Genomic DNA, 17063 nt, shown 5'->3' with positions numbered 1-17063 from the left:
TTGTAAGTTTATGTTTTTAAATGCCAAACAAAAAAAGACCGAATACGATTCCTATATTCGGTCCAGGGAAATGGCTCTCGAGGAGCCGTGCGCTAAAAGTTGGCATTTATGAAGGCGATAACGCCTTGCAACTTAAGATTAGAACAGCGCGGAGGAATTGCCAGCTGAGGCACGGCACAGGGCCATAAACAGGATCAGTTTGTGATCGCAACGGCAAAAAACAGTCGGGCGCAGCGTGATGCTGCACCCGGCAGGCTTACTTACCGCACAGCGCCTGAGTGCGCTCAACAATCGGCTGCAGGCTCATCATCTGGCCCGGATGCGCTTTATCCTCGCTCTGGATCACGCTGATCGGCTGCGCTTTCACCTGGTTGCTTTTAAACAGCGCATCCGCTTTGTCGTTCAGCGGGTATTGCATCAGCGTGCTCGGGTTGATGGCAAACATGGCACCGTCTTTCTCGCAGGTCAGCATCACCTCTTCACGATTAAACGGCCACTTATCTTTACCGATCTCAAAGCGGCTGACGGTAATGATTTGTGCCGCCAGCGCCTGGCCGCATACAGATAATAACAGGATTGCGGGGACCACTTTCTTCAGCAACATAACTGCCCTTTTCTCTCTTAAATCACATTCAGGCTGGCGACAGCGTGGCAAACACGCTGACCAGCCCAACCACGCCACAAGCCAGCAGCAGTTCGAGCTGTGTCATGCGGATAAATTTTTGCTGGGTGCCGCTACCCGCGACGCGGAAACGCGGCACCAGCCAGTAACGGTTAATCAGCGCCACTCCCACCATCAGGGCCACCAGCAGCACTTTCCCCAGCAACAACAGACTATAGCGGGATTCGTGCCATGTCAGCGGCCAGCCCAGGATCATCAGGCTGTTCACCCCGCCGGTCAGCAGCGTTAACGCGACCGCCAGATGACCGTAGCGCGAAAAGCGCATCATGGTGCGGATCGCATCGGTGCGGCGATCGATCTGGCGCGCTTCACGCATCAGCAGCAGAAGCGGAACAAGTCCCCCGGCCCAGAACGCTGCCGCAATCAGGTGCAGCGCATGGTTGATCTGATGCAGCAGGCCAGGCCAGCCTTCCCGCATCGCGGCATGCCCCGTCAGGGCCATGCCGGCCAGTTGCAGCACGCCTGCCAGCAGTAAGGCCTGCTGGCGCAGTTGCGCGGTCAGTAACAACGCCGACACGGCGAGCACGCTGAACACGATTTCCCACTGCCACACCGCGCCGAAATGGGTGCCCAGCACCGCCAGCCAGACGTCAGGCTGAAGCAGGTTGGCGCTGTCGCCACTCATCAGCACATTCTGGCAGGCCAGCATCGCCAGCGCGCTGATCAGGGCCAGCCACGCACTTCCGTTTACCAGCGGATTAAGTCGCCGCGCCAGTTGTGGACGATAACGTTCTGGTGCCAGCAGCGCGCTGTAGCAGGCGCTGGCGGTCAGCAGCATCACGGCCGCAAAATGTAGCGCGCGCAGCGCTGGCCAGAGGGTCGTCACGACGCTTACTGCACGCTGAAGCGGTAGCTTCCTGCGGTTTTATGTCCATCCACCGACAGGACATGCCAGTTAACCTGATAGTGCCCCGCTTTCAGTGGCTGAGGCAGGCTGACAATCAGCCGATCTTTGTGGCCGGACGCTACGCGCGCCTTCTCCGTCGCAACAGGCTTCTGATGATCGTCAAGCAGCGTAACGCCGCTGAACGCGGGCTCAATCTCTTCAGTGAAAGTCAGCGTCAGCACATCGGTAGCGGTCGTTACTTCTGCTTTGGCCGCCGGCGTGGAGGCGCGGAGATGGGCATGCGCAGCGGCCAGCGAGCTAAATGCCATCGCACCGGCTGCCACCAACGTAATAACCATGCGGGAAATGTGTTTTTTCTGCATCAGATCATCCTTTTAGCCGCCGCCAGGGCGATAAACGAGGCAAAAGGATACGCTGCTGCATTTGCACTGTCGAGGCCAGCAATGCGATCCTTAATCCTTGATTCAGACCGGCGAAAACATTACTTTTGCCCCCTGTCATCAGGAGAATATTATGAGCCATAACCTTGCCCTGCTGTCCCAGGACGAGAAAGATAAGTTAAATGTCGATTTAGCGGCTGCGGGCGTGGCGTTTAAAGAGCGCTATAACATGCCGGTCGTTGCCGAGATGGTAGTGCAGGAGCAGCCCGAAGCGCTGCGTGACTGGTTTCGTCAGCGTCTGATGCATTACCGCCAGGCGTCACTGAGCCTGTCACGCCTCCCTTACGAACCGAAGATGAAGCAATGATGTTTCGCGTCATAGATACCGAAACCTGCGGCCTGCAGGGTGGCGTGGTGGAAGTGGCCTCCGTCGATGTGGTTGATGGTCAGATTGTGAATCCGATGAGCGATCTCATCCTGCCTGACCGCCCCATCAGCCGTCAGGCGATGGCCGTGCACCGCATCACCGAAGCGATGGTGGCCGGAAAACCGACCATCGAAGAGGCGATCCCGCGCTACTACGGCAGTGCCTTCTATGTGGCACATAACGCCAGCTTTGACCGCCGGATGCTGCCGGAGATGTTTGGCGAGTGGATCTGCACCATGCAGCTGGCGCGTCAGCTCTGGCCGGGCATCAAATATGGCAACCAGGCCCTGCGTCATTCCCTGAAGCTGGATATTACCCCGCCAGCCGATCTGCATGCGCATCGCGCGCTCTATGACTGCTATGTGACGGCGGCCCTGCTGATCCGCATTATGGAGACTTCGGGCTGGAACGCCTCCGAGATGATTGTGCGCTCACAACCGGCGGCCCAGCGCGACGATATTCTGCCATTCGGCAAATACCGTGGTCAGGCGATTGCGGTGGTGGCGCGCAAGGATCCGGGCTATCTGAAATGGATGCTGGATAACGTCAGCGATCTGCGCCCGCCACTGCGGCAGGCGCTGCGTAAATACCTGACCGAGCCTCAGTAATCCTCTGCCGGGGGCAGGGTGCCCTGCGCCAGCCCCAGCAGGAAGGCATATTCCATCGCGATCCCTTCATAGGCTTTAAAGCGCCCCGACTTGCCACCGTGTCCGGCATCCATATCGGTGCAGAGCAGCAGCAGATTATTATCGGTTTTCATCGACCTCAGTTTCGCTACCCATTTGGCCGGTTCCCAGTACTGAACCTGCGAATCGTGCAGGCCGGTGGTGACCAGCAGATGCGGATAGGCTTTTGCCTCAATGTTGTCATAGGGGCTGTACTGGCGGATGTAGCGGTAGTACTCCGGATCGCCGGGATTGCCCCACTCATCATATTCGCCGGTCGTCAGCGGGATCGACTCATCGAGCATGGTGGTGAGCACATCCACAAAAGGAACCTGCGCCACAACGCCGTGGAAGCGCTGCGGTGCCATGTTGATCACCCCGCCCATCAGTAAGCCGCCTGCGCTGCCGCCCATGGCGTAGAGACGTTCCGGATGCCCTATCCTGCGCGCCACCAGCGCATTGGTCACGTCGATGAAATCCGTGAAGCTGTTCATTTTGTTCAGCAGGCGACCGCCGTCATACCACTGCTGCCCCAGCTCCCCGCCGCCGCGCACCTGAATCAGGGCAAAAACAAAGCCGCGATCCAGCAGGCTCAGACGGCTGACGCTGAAATCGGCATCCATGCTGCTGCCATAGGCGCCGTAGCCATAGACCAGCATTGGATTCTGGCCGGGCTGATAGTGTCTGCGATGATAGACCAGCGACACCGGCACTTCAGTACCATCGCTGACTTTTATCCAGTGGTGCTCGCTTTTGTAATCGTCGGCGTTGAACCCTTTGACCGCGCTCTGCTTCAGGATGCGGCGCTCGCCCGTGTCCATATCCAGCTCAAACAGCGTGGTCGGTGTGGTCATTGAGGAGTAACCGTAGCGCAGTTTGCTGGTGCGCGGCGTCGGATTGTAAGCCAGCCAGGTGACGTAAGTGGGATCGTCAAAGGCGATGCCACTTGTTTCGCCGCTGGCCCAGTTAATCTGGCGCAGGCTGGTCAGGCCGCGCTGGCGCTCTTCAACCACCAGCCAGTCGCGGAACAGCTGGAAATCTTCCATCACTACGTTTTCACGCGCCGGGATGAGGGTCTCCCAGCGGGATTCATCCAGATAACGGCTGCGATAGAGCCCGAAGTTTTCGCCTTTCCGGTTAGACCGGATAAAGAACTGATGCTCGTAGTGATCGATGCTGTATTCATGATCGCGGCGGCGCGGCAGAAACACATGCGGCTGCGCATCGGGGAAATCAGCATCGATCAGCTGAATCTCGCTGGTGTTGGTACTGTAGAGCGCAATCATGATGAACTGCTTTGAGGTGGTCTTGTGGACGCTCAGATGATAGGTGTCATCCTGCTCTTCATAAACCAGCTGATCATCAGACTGCGGCGATCCCAGCTCGTGTCGCCAGACCTGATAAGAGAGCAGCGTCTGCGGGTGTTTCCGCACGTAGTAGAGCGTACGGGAGTCGTTACCCCAGGCGAAGCTTGAGGAGGCGTTGCTCAGCACTTCAGGATACCAGCTTCCGCTCTCAAGGTTGCGGAAGCGGATGCCATACTGGCGGCGCGAGAGAAAGTCCTCGGCCAGCGCCATCACGCGGTTGTCCGGGCTGATATGCAGCGCGCCCATGGTGTAAAAGTCGCTGTGTGACGCGCGCTGGTTGGCATCCAGCAGCAGGGTCCACTCCGCCGACTCCTCGCTCGCCGCAGGCTGACGGTAATAGGCCGGATACTCATTGCCGCTCTGATAACGACTCTGATAGCGGTAGCCGTTTTTGACATAGGGCACTGAGTGATCTTCCGGTGGCAGCCGGTCGATGATCTCTTTTAATACCCGGTCCTGCAGCGGCTGCTGCGACGACATGACTTTTTTGCCGTAATTATTTTCGGCACGCAGGTAATCAAGCACTTCACTGTTTTCGCGCTTATCGTCGCGCAGCCAGTAATAGTTGTCGACGCGCGTCTCGCCATGCAGCGTCATTTCATGAGGAATTTTTTTTGCAATGGGAGCTTTCATCCATCCGTCTCCGTGAACGTCATGATCTGTAAGCGTAACACTTAAGTGGCGGGAAGCCAGGGGGTAGCGAGGGAACGGCGGCAGGCGGGGCCTCCTCTGCGGCCCGCCAGGAGAAGTTAACTGGCCGGAAGACGGGCTTTTTCGGCCTGGATATCCTGCTGAATGCCGTCGCGGACATCCTGAGGGATTTTCAGCGCGTCACCCAGCGCAGAGAGGTAGCTGCGTTCCATGAAATGATCGACGTCAATGGCGGCGCAGCTGAGGAAATAGAGCTCCAGCGCCTCTTCCTCGTTCTTCACGTCAGCGGCCAGCCACTGCGGATCCAGCGGGCGATTCATCGCTTTCTGGATCAGCTTTTCCGCATCCTGACCGTAGCCGGACTGATGAATATTCTGCTCAATAGCGGCACGCTCCTGATCGTCGATGTGTCCGTCGCTTTTTGCGGCAAACACCAGCGCCGTGACCAGACGCTCAGCGCGCAGATCGACCGGTGTCTGCGACACGCCGAAGTCCGGTTCACTCTGATGCGCGTCGCTGACCCGCTGTTTATATTTGTTCCACAGCACCGCACCCGCCGCCGCCCCACCGCCAATAATCAGCGCCTGCCCACCATATTTCGTCAGCAGTTTGCGGGAAGACTTACTGCTGATCAGCATCGCGGCCAGCCCCCCCAGCGCGCCCGGTGCCAGCATATCGCTCAGGCCTCCGCCCGATTTACCGTCACCGCCCTTCTTCGCCAGTACCGACTGAATCTGTTGTAACCAGTTGTTCATCATCCGCTCCTGTTCACGATGTCAGCCTGCTATCCTGGCGAAAGGGTTGTCAGGAAACGTCAGAGCGGGAAAAGTAAGGCAAATGGCGGTGTTATACGGACGAAGCGTGAGAACGCAAACGTTTTCGTTTATACTTGCGCGCGAATTTTGACTGCTTAGGTGAATGTATGACAACTCTCGGAACGGCGCTGCGTCCGGCGGCAACACGTGTGATGCTTTTGGGTTCGGGTGAACTGGGTAAAGAGGTGGCGCTGGAGTGTCAGCGTCTGGGTGTGGAAGTGATTGCGGTCGATCGCTACCCGGATGCCCCGGCCATGCACGTGGCGCATCGCAGCCATGTGATCAACATGCTGGATGGTGCGGCCCTGGCTGCGTTAATCGCGCAGGAGAAACCTGACTTTGTGGTGCCGGAAATTGAGGCTATCGCCACGGATACCCTGGTTGAGCTGGAGCAGCAGGGCCAGCGCGTGGTCCCGACAGCCCGTGCCGCAAGGCTGACCATGAACCGTGAAGGGATTCGTCGACTCGCCGCGGAAGAGTTATCCCTGCCGACCTCACGCTATCGCTTTGCCGACAGCAAAGCGCGCTTTGACGAAGCCGCCGCAGAGATTGGCTTTCCGTGCATCGTAAAACCGGTCATGAGCTCCTCCGGCAAAGGCCAGAGCTTTATCCGTGACGCCAGCCAGCTCGACAGCGCCTGGGACTATGCGCAGCAGGGTGGCCGCGCCGGAGCCGGTCGCGTCATCGTAGAGGGCGTGGTTAACTTCGATTTTGAAATCACCCTGCTCACCATCAGTGCCGTTGACGGCATCCATTTCTGTGCGCCGATTGGTCATCGTCAGGAAGATGGTGACTACCGTGAATCCTGGCAGCCGCAGCAGATGAGTGATGTGGCGCTGCAGCGGGCCCAGGATGTCGCCGCGCAGGTGGTCAAGGCGCTGGGTGGCTATGGTCTGTTCGGCGTCGAGCTGTTTGTCTGTGGCGATGAGGTGGTGTTCAGTGAAGTGTCACCGCGTCCCCATGATACCGGCATGGTCACGCTGATTTCGCAGGATCTGTCAGAGTTTGCGCTGCACGTGCGGGCGTTCCTGGGTCTGCCGGTTGGCGCAATTCGTCAGTATGGTCCGTCCGCCTCGGCCGTTATCCTGCCGCAACTGACCAGCCAGAATGTGCAGTTCGTCAACGTCGAAGCGGCGCTGGGTGCCGGTCTGCAACTGCGCCTGTTCGGTAAGCCGGAGATCAGCGGTCAGCGTCGTTTAGGCGTGGCGCTGGCGAGCGGTGAGACGACGGATGAGGCCATTGCGCGTGCCGTTGCCAGCGCAGCAGCGGTGACGGTTCAGGGGTAACAGCGTGCGGTGAGCAAACGCTCACCGCTTCAGCTTACTTCGCGCCTTCAACGGCTTCACGCGCCAGGCGGGTGATGCGATCCCAGTCGCCCGCTTCCAGCGCATCATTCGGCACCAGCCAGGAACCGCCGATGCAGAGCACGCTTTTCAGCGCCAGATAGTCACGGTAGTTTGCCGGAGAGATCCCGCCAGTCGGGCAAAAACGGACCTGCGGGAAAGGCCCGCCAATGGCCTGCAGCGCTTTGACACCGCCATTCGCCTCGGCCGGGAAAAACTTAAATTCGCGCAGACCGTAGTCCATTCCGGTCATGAGTTCAGAGACGGTGCTGATACCGGGAATCAGGGGAACCGGCCCTTCCACCGCGGCCTTCAGCAGTGATTCCGTAATCCCCGGACTGATAACAAACTGCGCGCCGGCATCGGTCACCTGCTGAAGCTGCTGCGGATTGATGACGGTTCCCGCCCCCACAATCGCCTCCGGCACCTCTTTGATCATCGCACGCAACGCCTCCATCGCGACGGGCGTGCGCAGCGTCACTTCCAGCACCCGGACACCGCCCGCCACCAGCGCTTTTGCCATCGGCACGGCATGTTCCAGCTTATTCACGACGATGACCGGTACCACAGGCCCGGTGGTCAGAATCTGTTCAGCACTCATCTTCCAGTTTTTCATCAGTTCCCCTTGATTAATAACACCGGGATAGCAGCCCGGTCACGGAGCTTCGGCTCCTGCCCTGTAATGATGACACTACCATACATGATCGGCTTCCGGAGCGTCCATTACCCTGCTCTCATTTTGAAACGGCAGTTCAGTTTTATCTGCCTGCGCCAGTCAGGTGAGGGGCAAAAAAAAAGCCCGCGTTGCGGGCTTCTTCATGACGACGGTTATTCGAACTCGTTCCAGGAACGGCCATCGCGGGTAATCATCGCGACTGAGGCCACCGGACCCCAGGTGCCAGCCTGATACGGTTTGGATGAGTCACCATCCGCAGCCCAGGCGTTGATGATGGAGTCGACATAGGTCCATGCCGCTTCAACTTCATCGCGACGCACAAACAGCGCCTGGATTCCGCGCATGCTCTCCAGCAGCAGACGCTCATAAGCATCGGCCAGGTGCGACTGGTTAAACGTCTCAGAGTAGCTCAGATCGAGCTTGGTGGTCTGCAGCTTATGCTTGTGGTCGAGGCCTGGCACTTTGTTCAGGATTTCGATATCCACCCCTTCGTCCGGCTGCAGACGAATGGTCAGCTTGTTCTGCGGCAGCTCTGAGTAAGAGTCTTTAAACAGGTTCATCTCAGGGTTTTTGAAATAGACCACGACTTCAGAACATTTGGTTGGCAGACGCTTACCGGTACGCAGGTAGAACGGAACACCCGCCCAGCGCCAGTTGTCGATATCGACGCGAATCGCCACGAAAGTCTCGGTCGCGCTCGATTTGTTGGCGCCCTCTTCCTCCAGATAGCCCGGGACTTTTTTACCCTGTACAAAGCCGGAGGTGTACTGACCGCGCACGGTTTTCTCACGCACGTTGGTCTGGTCGATGCGGCGCAGCGAGCGCAGCACTTTAACTTTCTCATCGCGGATGCTGTCTGCGCTGAGATCGGATGGCGGCGACATGGCGATCATGGTCAGGATCTGCAACAGATGGTTCTGGATCATGTCACGCATCTGGCCCGCTTTGTCGAAGTAACCCCAGCGGCCTTCGATACCCACCTCTTCGGCCACGGTGATCTGCACGTGGTCAATGGTGCGATTGTCCCAGTTGTTCACGAAGATGGAGTTCGCGAAGCGCAGCGCCAGCAGGTTTAGCACCGTCTCTTTGCCCAGATAGTGGTCAATACGGAACACCTGGCTCTCATCGAAGTATTCGCCAACGCTGTCGTTGATCTCCTGTGAGGTTTCCAGTGAGGTGCCGAGCGGCTTCTCCATCACAACACGCGCCGGTTTGGCGTTCAGTTTCGCCGTGCCCAGTCCCTGACAGATGGCACCAAAGGTGCTCGGCGGCATGGCGAAATAGTTGATGGTGGTGCGGTTTTTCTGATCGAGCATCTTGCCCAGTTTAGGGAAGTGCGTGGTGTCGTTGACATCGAGGTTGCAGAAGTCGAGACGGTTGCTGAGTTTATCCCACAGCGCTTCGTCAACTTTCTCCTTCATGAAGGTTTCCAGCGCTTCACGTACCACTTTGGTGTATTCCGCTTTGTCCCACTCAGCACGTCCGACACCAATAATGCGGGTTTCCTCATGGATCTGACCCGCTTTCTCTAACTGGTACAGTGAAGGCAACAGTTTACGGCGTGCAAGATCGCCTTTGGCACCGAAAATCACCAGATCGCATGCCTGGGCTGTTTGTGTTACCGCCATTTTCCTCTCCTCGTTGCAGGATAGTCCGGTGGTGATGCATCCTCTGCCACCGGGTCCAGGTTATTATTTTCTTTCCGCACAATGTACTTTTTTCCCTGCGCCAGGTAAACCGACTCGCCGGGCTAACCGCATTAACTCTGTACCGGATAAGCAAAACCGGTGTGATGACGCGTGCGGATTGTCGGTTTTTTCTGTATCCGGAGGTGTCAGTGAAATTTGCCCGGGGTCAAAGTATCCCAAAAAAAACGCAAATCGGCTTGTCCGTCACTGCGCCCGCGCCCCGCTGACGCGATATAGTCTCTGTTAATCAGCTCTGACGACAGGGATTTCTGAAATTGCTAAAAATGATAATGGTCATCAGCTTATGAACATGCTGGAAAAAATTGAGGTGCAGCTCGCTTCGCTGAGTAAAGCGGAACAGAAAGTCGCCCGGCAGATTCTGGCGGCGCCGCAGGCGGCGATGCACGCCAGCATTGCCACTCTGGCACGCGAAGCCTGCGTCAGTGAGCCCACGGTAAACCGCTTCTGCCACCGTTTAGGCGCACGCGGTTTTCCCGACTTTAAACTGCAGCTGGCGCAAAGCCTGGTGCAGAGCAGTAACTGGGTGAGCCGGGGTGTGGAGGAGGATGACAGTGTGGAGAACTACAGCCACAAAATCTTTGACTCCGCGCTGGCAGGTCTGCAGCGGGTTCGGGATCAGCTGGAGAGTTCGCGGCTGCAGCAGGCGGTCACTCAGCTTGCGCAGGCCGATAAAGTCGCCTTTTTCGGTCTGGGCGCCTCCGCGGTGGTGGCCCATGACGCCTTTACCAAATTCCTGCGCTTTAATATTCCTGTCATCTGGTCTGACGATATTGTGATCCAGCGCATGAGTTGCATAAATAGTCGAGCCGGTGACGTTTTTGTTCTCATTTCACATACTGGGCGCACAAAAAATATGGTAGAACTGGCTCGCCTGGCCCGTGTAAACGGTTCCACCGTTATTGCCATCACCTCTCCCGATTCACCCCTTGCCGATGAAGCCGCCATCGCTTTAGTGCTTGATGTCCCGGAAGATACTGATGTCTATTTGCCGATGGTGTCGCGCCTGGCGCAGTTGACCGTGATCGATGTGTTAGCGACCGGCTTTACCCTCGAACGGGGTGCGCCGTTCCGCGAAAACCTGAAGCGCGTGAAAGAGGCGCTGAAAGCGTCGCGTTACGAAAAGCAGTTTCCAGGGAAAGAGGATGCACCGCAAAAAAATTAACATCACATTTACAATGTGAGTCGTATCACACGCTGTCGATCATATAGAATAGATAACCATGCTGTGTCCACTGATCCGGACACGCTTAAATGTTTACGGAGTCCCCGATGTCAAGACGTCTCAGAAGAACCAAAATCGTTACTACCCTCGGCCCGGCCACCGATCGCGACAATAATCTTGAAAAAATCATCGCGGCGGGCGCGAACGTTGTACGACTCAATTTCTCTCACGGCACGCCAGAAGATCACCAGCTTCGTGCGGATAAAGTGCGTGAGATTGCCGCTAAACTGGGCCGCCATGTTGCGATCCTTGGCGACCTTCAGGGGCCAAAAATTCGTGTTTCGACCTTCAAAGAAGGCAAAGTTTTCCTGAATATCGGCGACCGCTTCCTGCTGGATGCCACCCTGGGTAAAGGGGAAGGCGACAAAGAGCGGGTGGGCATCGACTATAAAGGCCTGCCGGAAGATGTGGTGCCAGGCGATATCCTGCTGCTGGATGATGGCCGCGTGCAGCTCAAAGTGCTGGAAGTTCAGGGCATGAAAGTCTTCACCGAAGTCACCGTGGGTGGCCCGCTGTCGAACAATAAAGGCATCAACAAGCTGGGCGGCGGCCTGTCGGCGGAAGCCCTGACTGAAAAAGATAAGGCGGACATTATTACCGCCGCCAGAATCAAGGTCGATTATCTGGCCGTCTCCTTCCCGCGCTGTGGCGAGGATATGAACCTGGCGCGTCGTCTGGCGCGTGAAGCGGGTTGTGATGCCCGTCTGGTCGCGAAGGTGGAGCGTGCTGAGGCGGTCGCCAGCCAGGAAGCGATGGATGACATCATTCTCGCCTCTGACGTGGTGATGGTGGCCCGTGGCGACCTGGGCGTCGAAATTGGCGACCCGGAACTGGTCGGCATTCAGAAGGCGTTGATTCGCCGCGCCCGCCAGCTTAACCGCACCATCATCACCGCGACACAGATGATGGAGTCGATGATCACCAATCCGATGCCGACCCGTGCCGAAGTCATGGACGTGGCCAACGCCGTACTGGATGGCACCGACGCCGTGATGCTCTCCGCGGAGACCGCCGCAGGCCAGTATCCGGCTGAAACCGTCTCGGCGATGGCGAAAGTCTGCCTGGGCGCGGAAAAGATCCCGAGCGTTAACGTCTCCAAACACCGTCTGGACGTGCAGTTCGATAACATCGAAGAAGCGATTGCGATGTCATCCATGTACGCCGCGAACCATCTGCAGGGCGTGACCGCGATCATCACCATGACCGAGTCGGGCCGTACGCCGCTGATGACCTCGCGCATCACCTCAGGCCTGCCGATTTTTGCCATGTCACGCCATGAGCGCACGCTGAACCTCACCGCGCTCTATCGCGGCGTCACCCCGGTCTACTTCGACAGCAACAATGACGGTGTGGCTGCGGCACACGATGCCGTCAATCTGCTGCGTGACAAAGGTTTCCTGGTATCCGGCGATCTGGTCATCGTGACGCAGGGTGATGTGATGGGTGCCACCGGCACGACCAATACCAGCCGCGTGCTGCGCGTGGATTAATTAAGCCCGGATTGACATTGTCAGTGTAGAATCAGTAACGCGACTGCCAGCCAGTCGCGTTTTCTTTTCTGACAAGGAGGCCAGATGGCCCGTTTTCACCCCATCAGCCAGCTGACCGGCCGGATTCTGCTTTTCCCTCTGGCATTAGTGCTGTTTGAGTTTGCCACCTATATTGCTCACGACATGATCCAGCCGGGCATGCTGATCGTCACCAGCGAATTTGCTGTCGGCCCGGAGTGGGTCTCCACCTCACTGACCGCCTACCTGATTGGCGGCGTGGTACTGCAATGGCTGCTTGGCCCGCTCTCTGATAAGTTTGGCCGCCGCCCGGTGATGCTCGCCGGCATCCTGTTTTTTGCCATCGCCTGTATCCTGACCAACTGGGTCAGCTCCATTGAAGAGTTTGTCAGCCTGCGCTTTGTTCAGGGCATCAGCCTCTGCTTTATTGGCGCAGTGGGTTATGCCGCGATTCAGGAAGCCTTTGATGAGGCGCTGGCGGTGCGCATGATGGCGCTGATGGCCAACGTGGCGCTGCTGGCTCCCCTGGCCGGCCCGCTGGCCGGTGCTGCCTGGCTGACCGTCGGCAGCTGGCGCAGCATGTTCTGGCTGTTTGCCGCCTGCAGCCTGGTGGCGTTTGCGGTGCTGTGGCGGGTCATGCCCGAAACCGCGGGCGACCGCAGCCACTCTATCGCCCTGCCCAGCCTGGCGCGCAACTATGGCCGGCTGATGAAGGATCGGCTGGTGATGTCCGGCTCTTTTGCCATCGGCATGGTCTTTATCCCGATCCTCACCTGGGTTGCCCTCTCGCCGGTGATCCTGATGCATGACGAAGGCCTGTCGCGGATGCAGTATGCCTTGCTGCAGCTTCCGGTCTTTATGGCGATGATCGCCGGCAACCTGACGTTGAGTAAGCTGGCGGGACGCGTGCCGATTGAGCAGCCGGTGAAGTTTGCTGCCTGGCCGATTCTGACCGGTCTGAGCCTGGCGCTGGTGGCGAGCCTGCTGAACAGCCATGGCTATCTGCTGATTACGGCCGGTCTCAGCCTCTACGCTTTTGGTGCAGGCATGGTGAACGCCGGGCTCTACCGCCTGACGCTGTACGCCAGCAATGAGGGTAAAGGCAGCGTGGCGGCGATGCTGGGGATGATCAGTATTCTGACGCTGGCAGTGGGGATTGAGCTGGCGAAGAGTGGCTACTTCAGCGGTGGCACACTCTGGTTCTGCCTGATCAACTTTATCAGTGGCGTGCTGTGGTTTGGTCTGGTGGTCCTGTTTATGCGCGAGCGAAAGCGTCGCAGCAAACTGGACGCGTTATAAAAAAAGGCCGCTTGCGCGGCCTTCTGACTATTTGCGTGGATAGAGCTCTTTGCGCGAGTAGGGTTCGATGTCACCCTCTTTGCGGGTCTTCAGCAGCTTGAGGATCCACGTGTACTGCTCAGGATGCGGGCGGACAAAAATTTCCACCTCTTCATTCATCCGGCGAGCCAGCTGATGATCATCCGCTTCCAGCAGATCATCCATCGGCGGACGCACATAGATTTCAAGAATATGCCGTTCACTGTTATAGACCGGGAACAGCGGCACCACGCGGGCGCGACACACTTTCATCAGCCGCCCGACTGCGGGCAGCGTTGCTTTGTAGGTCGCGAAGAAGTCAACAAACTCGCTGTGCTCGGCGCCATGGTCCTGATCGGGCAGATAGTAGCCCCAGTAGCCCTGGCGCACCGAACTGATAAACGGCTTAATGCCATCATTTCGGGCATGCATCCGGCCACCGAAACGACGACGCGCGGTGTTCCATGCATAATCAAGCAGCGGATCGCTCTGATTATGGAACATCGCCGCCATCTTCTGCCCTTCTGACGCCAGCAGCATGGCCGGAATATCCACCGCCCAGCCGTGGGGTACCAGAAAAATCACATTCTCCTGCGCGGCTTTCATCTGGTCGATGATTTCACGACCATGCCATTCGACACGCTGACGAATGCGGGCCGGATCGCGCAGCACCAGCTCGGTCATCATCGTCATCGCCTGCGGTGCAGTCGCGAACATTTCGTCCACCAGCGTGGCGCGTTGCGCTTCGCTGAGTTCCGGCAGGCAGTAATAGAGGTTAATCAGCGCACGACGACGTGCACCCTTTGCCAGCTTACCGGCGAACCGGCCTAAGCGGCTTAACAGCGGATCGCGCACTTTCGGCGGTAAATAAGCCAGGCCGGCCAGTGCGCCAATCGCCAGCCAGCTGCCCCAGTATTTCGGTTTGAGAAAAGATCGTTCAAAAACGGGAATGAATTCAGTGTTATTTTTTTTACGGGTTTCCATGCACTCGCCTCAAGCAATGACCGGCTAATGATAGTGGCGGCAAACAAATTTGCAATCATCACGGTCCGGATAACAAAAAACCGACGGGGAAACCGTCGGTTTTTGTGCAACCTGATGAAAATCGCTTACTTAAGGCCCAGCTGCGGCAGCCAGGATTTCACCTGCGCCAGATACTCGCTGCGCTCTTTACCGGTCAGGCCTTCCATGCGCGGCAGTTTCGCCGTTAATGGATTGACCGCCTGATTATTGATCCAGATTTCAAAATGCAGGTGCGGCCCGGTTGAACGTCCGGTATTACCGGACAAGCCGATACGGTCACCGCGCTTCACTTTCTGACCCGGCTTCACCAGCACTTTCTTCATGTGCATATAGCGCGTCATATACTGACGGCCATGACGAATGGCAACATAGTTACCGGCAGCACCGCCATTTTTCGCCACCACGATCTCACCATCCCCGACAGCCAGTACCGGCGTGCCGATCGGCAGTGCAAAGTCGACGCCCTTGTGCGGCGCAATACGCCCCGTCACAGGGTTCAGACGGCGCGGATTAAAGTTGGAGGATACACGATACTGCTTAACCGTCGGGAAGCGCATAAAGCCGCGCGCCAGGCCCGAGCCGCTGCGATCGTAGAACTTGCCATCTTCGGCACGGAACGCGTAATAGTCTTTGCCCCCGCTGCGCAGGCGCACGCCCAGCAACTGGCTCTGTGCACTTTTACCGTCCAGCATTTCGCGCGACATGAGAACACTGAACTGATCACCGGCACGCAGCTTGCGGAAGTCCATCTGCCACTGCATCGCTTTAATGACGGCGCTTGCTTCAGCGCCGCTCAGTCCGGCCCGCATGGCACTGGCAGCAAAACTGCCACGCACTTCGCCCTGCATGACACTGTTGCGCCATTCACCCTTCTGCATCTCCGCTTCCATCTTAAAGCCACCCTTCGGGGTGCGCTCATAGGTGCGGGTTTCACGACGGGAGATTTCCCAGCTCAGGGTTTTCAAACCGCCATCATCATCCAGCGTCCAGCTCAGCTGCTGACCCACCTGCAGATTTCGCAGATCGCGGTCGCTCACCACCAGCGCATTGATGTCAGCGATGTCGATGCCATACTGATTCAGGGCGCTGCTCAGCGTATCGCCGGAAGAGACGGTGTAGTCATGCACGCCTGCCGTATCTGGCACGTCGGTGTCGACATCATCCGCAGGCAGCTCTTCGTCCGGTTCCGGTGTGCTCTGATCGATAGGCTCACTGGCTTCTGGCAGCAGCGTACGAAGTTCACTTTTGTCCAGCTCGATCGTTTTGACGATAGGCGTCACGTCATCGGTGGGATGGTAAACATAAGGCCGCCAGACAGCGACGGCCAGAGTGACTACAGTTAAAGAACCCAGCATTACGCGGTGGGGGCGCGGCAAATTATTAAATGCGAGGGCGACAGAGCGGGCTATCTGCTGCACTTTTACCTATTCCTCATGCTCCTTTCAGGCAGCTTTCATACTGGCCCGACAGCTGTGAGAGGAATTTCACATAGCTGTCTTTTGCCAGACTGATGTCTGTCCCCAGCGGGTCGAGCGTGCCTTTATGCACCTGCGTTCCGCGGGCAACAGCATCTATGACTGCTGGCCTGAATTGTGGCTCAGCAAAGACGCAGACCGCCTTTTGCTCAACCAACTGTGTTCGTATCTGGTGTAAACGCTGTGCGCCCGGCTGAATTTCAGGATTCACGGTAAAATGCCCGGCAGGCGAGAGACCGTAGTGCTTTTCAAAGTACGTGTAAGCGTCGTGAAAAACGAAATATCCTTTATTTCTGACCGGAGCAAGTTGTGCGCTAACGCGTTTGTCCGTATCTGCCAACGCTACCTCAAACTGCTGGAGGTTGGCGTCAAGTTTGGCTTTATCTTGCGGCATAAGTTCCAATAATTTTCCATGGATTGCAACCGCGGTCTTGCGCGCTATCTCTGGCGACAACCACAGGTGCATATTAAACTCACCGTGATGATGGTGATGTGCATCGGCATCCTGTTCTTCAGAATTTTCCGCTGCGTGTTCATCTTCATCTTCACCGCCGCTAATCAATAACGGTTTTACGCCGTCGATGTCGACCATAGCGAGATTTTTTTTGGCCGGAAGTTCAGATGCAGACTTCGCCATAAACGCTTCCATTTCAGGGCCAACCCAGACGACTAAGTCCGCGTTTTTTAAGCGTTTTGCATCAGAGGGGCGCAGGGCATAATCGTGTTCAGAGGCACCATCTGGCAGCAGGACATCAACCGGGGTAACACCATCGGCAATGGCTGCGGCGATAAAACCGACCGGTTTTAATGAGGCGACGACGTTTGCCTCTGCAGGAAGGGTTAACGAAGCTGAAACAGCGAGGGCCGATAAGGCGAAAATTGCGCCTTTTTTATTATGTAACATATTGCGTCATTCCATCGTGACCATGAAGTGGAATGTGATATTATAACATTCG

General features: G+C 57.2%; 16 protein-coding genes. 6 read left to right on the top strand and 10 right to left on the bottom strand.

Annotated features, from left to right (window positions below):
- Positions 1 to 256: 256 nt before the first annotated feature.
- The 3 genes from CKF42_RS05955 to copC are packed head-to-tail and all read right to left on the bottom strand — an operon-like array spanning position 257 to position 1891.
- On the bottom strand, positions 257 to 604 hold the full coding sequence (locus tag CKF42_RS05955; RefSeq protein WP_009089760.1) for a YebY family protein: 348 nt from the start codon (positions 602 to 604) through the stop codon (positions 257 to 259).
- Between the two features lie 28 nt (positions 605 to 632).
- Positions 633 to 1508, bottom strand: a complete 876-nt coding sequence (copD, locus tag CKF42_RS05950) for a copper homeostasis membrane protein CopD (protein WP_111207761.1) — start codon at positions 1506 to 1508, stop codon at positions 633 to 635.
- Positions 1509 to 1513: 5 nt separating this feature from the next.
- Positions 1514 to 1891, bottom strand: a complete 378-nt coding sequence (gene copC, locus CKF42_RS05945) for a copper homeostasis periplasmic binding protein CopC (protein ID WP_111207760.1) — start codon at positions 1889 to 1891, stop codon at positions 1514 to 1516.
- Positions 1892 to 2042: 151 nt separating this feature from the next.
- Here copC and CKF42_RS05940 point away from each other — a divergent pair, with 151 nt between their 5' ends.
- Together CKF42_RS05940 and exoX are read left to right on the top strand one after the other, a co-directional pair.
- Positions 2043 to 2276 carry a DNA polymerase III subunit theta gene (locus CKF42_RS05940; protein WP_009089756.1) on the top strand — a complete coding sequence of 78 codons (234 nt, stop codon included), beginning with the start codon at positions 2043 to 2045 and terminating at the stop codon, positions 2274 to 2276.
- The gene (gene exoX, locus CKF42_RS05935) at positions 2273 to 2944 is read left to right on the top strand and encodes an exodeoxyribonuclease X (protein WP_199559861.1); all 672 of its coding nucleotides are present in this window, start codon (positions 2273 to 2275) and stop codon (positions 2942 to 2944) included. Before CKF42_RS05940 ends, exoX begins: the two co-directional genes overlap by 4 nt.
- On the opposite strand, the gene CKF42_RS05930 is transcribed toward exoX, so the two are convergent.
- Together CKF42_RS05930 and CKF42_RS05925 are read right to left on the bottom strand one after the other, a co-directional pair.
- The gene (locus CKF42_RS05930; protein WP_111207759.1) at positions 2938 to 5001 is read right to left on the bottom strand and encodes a prolyl oligopeptidase family serine peptidase; all 2064 of its coding nucleotides are present in this window, start codon (positions 4999 to 5001) and stop codon (positions 2938 to 2940) included. The two genes, exoX and CKF42_RS05930, sit on opposite strands and share 7 nt — an antisense overlap.
- Before the next feature lie 116 nt (positions 5002 to 5117).
- Complete coding sequence (locus CKF42_RS05925) at positions 5118 to 5774, bottom strand: tellurite resistance TerB family protein (RefSeq protein ID WP_046101979.1); 657 nt, start codon at positions 5772 to 5774, stop codon at positions 5118 to 5120.
- A gap of 167 nt (positions 5775 to 5941) precedes the next feature.
- Here CKF42_RS05925 and purT point away from each other — a divergent pair, with 167 nt between their 5' ends.
- Entirely contained in the window at positions 5942 to 7120 is a 1179-nt protein-coding gene (purT, locus tag CKF42_RS05920; RefSeq protein ID WP_009089749.1) for a formate-dependent phosphoribosylglycinamide formyltransferase, read from the top strand.
- Positions 7121 to 7154: 34 nt separating this feature from the next.
- On the opposite strand, the gene CKF42_RS05915 is transcribed toward purT, so the two are convergent.
- A complete protein-coding gene (locus CKF42_RS05915) occupies positions 7155 to 7793 on the bottom strand; it encodes a bifunctional 4-hydroxy-2-oxoglutarate aldolase/2-dehydro-3-deoxy-phosphogluconate aldolase (protein ID WP_009089747.1) in 639 nt (212 codons plus the stop codon).
- Positions 7794 to 8005: 212 nt separating this feature from the next.
- The gene (gene zwf, locus CKF42_RS05910; protein ID WP_009089746.1) at positions 8006 to 9481 is read right to left on the bottom strand and encodes a glucose-6-phosphate dehydrogenase; all 1476 of its coding nucleotides are present in this window, start codon (positions 9479 to 9481) and stop codon (positions 8006 to 8008) included.
- A gap of 364 nt (positions 9482 to 9845) precedes the next feature.
- Here zwf and CKF42_RS05905 point away from each other — a divergent pair, with 364 nt between their 5' ends.
- From CKF42_RS05905 to CKF42_RS05895, 3 genes are all read left to right on the top strand, one after another.
- Positions 9846 to 10724, top strand: coding sequence for a MurR/RpiR family transcriptional regulator (locus CKF42_RS05905; RefSeq protein WP_199559860.1), 879 nt, complete (start codon positions 9846 to 9848; stop codon positions 10722 to 10724).
- A 107-nt stretch (positions 10725 to 10831) separates the two neighbouring features.
- Positions 10832 to 12274 (top strand): pyruvate kinase, encoded by a 1443-nt coding sequence (pyk, locus tag CKF42_RS05900; protein WP_009089741.1) that lies wholly within the window; start codon positions 10832 to 10834, stop codon positions 12272 to 12274.
- A gap of 84 nt (positions 12275 to 12358) precedes the next feature.
- Entirely contained in the window at positions 12359 to 13591 is a 1233-nt protein-coding gene (locus CKF42_RS05895) for an MFS transporter (RefSeq protein ID WP_111207758.1), read from the top strand.
- Positions 13592 to 13618: 27 nt separating this feature from the next.
- Here CKF42_RS05895 and lpxM read toward each other — a convergent pair whose 3' ends face one another.
- The 3 genes from lpxM to znuA form a co-directional block, all read right to left on the bottom strand.
- Complete coding sequence (gene lpxM / locus CKF42_RS05890) at positions 13619 to 14593, bottom strand: lauroyl-Kdo(2)-lipid IV(A) myristoyltransferase (protein ID WP_111207757.1); 975 nt, start codon at positions 14591 to 14593, stop codon at positions 13619 to 13621.
- A 125-nt stretch (positions 14594 to 14718) separates the two neighbouring features.
- A complete protein-coding gene (gene mepM / locus CKF42_RS05885; RefSeq protein WP_046101985.1) occupies positions 14719 to 16050 on the bottom strand; it encodes a murein DD-endopeptidase MepM in 1332 nt (443 codons plus the stop codon).
- 13 nt (positions 16051 to 16063) lie between these two features.
- Positions 16064 to 17011: a zinc ABC transporter substrate-binding protein ZnuA gene (znuA, locus tag CKF42_RS05880; protein WP_111207756.1), complete on the bottom strand. Its 948-nt coding sequence runs from the start codon at positions 17009 to 17011 to the stop codon at positions 16064 to 16066.
- Positions 17012 to 17063 lie beyond the last annotated feature (52 nt).

The organism is Pantoea sp. ARC270 (assembly GCF_003236725.1).
GTDB lineage: Bacteria > Pseudomonadota > Gammaproteobacteria > Enterobacterales > Enterobacteriaceae > Pantoea > Pantoea anthophila.
The sequence above is the reverse complement of the archived record's forward strand: the minus strand, read 5'-3'. Positions and strand labels throughout refer to the sequence as shown.

What these genes read in the sequence shown, in the direction of transcription:
- zwf (WP_009089746.1), bottom strand. Translation starts at nt 9,481, where the DNA reads ATGGCGGTAACACAAACAGCCCAGGCATGCGATCTGGTGATTTTCGGT.
- CKF42_RS05930 (WP_111207759.1), bottom strand. Translation starts at nt 5,001, where the DNA reads ATGAAAGCTCCCATTGCAAAAAAAATTCCTCATGAAATGACGCTGCAT.
- znuA (WP_111207756.1), bottom strand. Translation starts at nt 17,011, where the DNA reads ATGTTACATAATAAAAAAGGCGCAATTTTCGCCTTATCGGCCCTCGCT.
- CKF42_RS05905 (WP_199559860.1), top strand. Translation starts at nt 9,846, where the DNA reads ATGAACATGCTGGAAAAAATTGAGGTGCAGCTCGCTTCGCTGAGTAAA.
- CKF42_RS05895 (WP_111207758.1), top strand. Translation starts at nt 12,359, where the DNA reads ATGGCCCGTTTTCACCCCATCAGCCAGCTGACCGGCCGGATTCTGCTT.
- CKF42_RS05940 (WP_009089756.1), top strand. Translation starts at nt 2,043, where the DNA reads ATGAGCCATAACCTTGCCCTGCTGTCCCAGGACGAGAAAGATAAGTTA.
- CKF42_RS05955 (WP_009089760.1), bottom strand. Translation starts at nt 604, where the DNA reads ATGTTGCTGAAGAAAGTGGTCCCCGCAATCCTGTTATTATCTGTATGC.
- pyk (WP_009089741.1), top strand. Translation starts at nt 10,832, where the DNA reads ATGTCAAGACGTCTCAGAAGAACCAAAATCGTTACTACCCTCGGCCCG.
- lpxM (WP_111207757.1), bottom strand. Translation starts at nt 14,593, where the DNA reads ATGGAAACCCGTAAAAAAAATAACACTGAATTCATTCCCGTTTTTGAA.
- exoX (WP_199559861.1), top strand. Translation starts at nt 2,273, where the DNA reads ATGATGTTTCGCGTCATAGATACCGAAACCTGCGGCCTGCAGGGTGGC.
- copC (WP_111207760.1), bottom strand. Translation starts at nt 1,891, where the DNA reads ATGCAGAAAAAACACATTTCCCGCATGGTTATTACGTTGGTGGCAGCC.
- CKF42_RS05925 (WP_046101979.1), bottom strand. Translation starts at nt 5,774, where the DNA reads ATGAACAACTGGTTACAACAGATTCAGTCGGTACTGGCGAAGAAGGGC.
- CKF42_RS05915 (WP_009089747.1), bottom strand. Translation starts at nt 7,793, where the DNA reads ATGAAAAACTGGAAGATGAGTGCTGAACAGATTCTGACCACCGGGCCT.
- purT (WP_009089749.1), top strand. Translation starts at nt 5,942, where the DNA reads ATGACAACTCTCGGAACGGCGCTGCGTCCGGCGGCAACACGTGTGATG.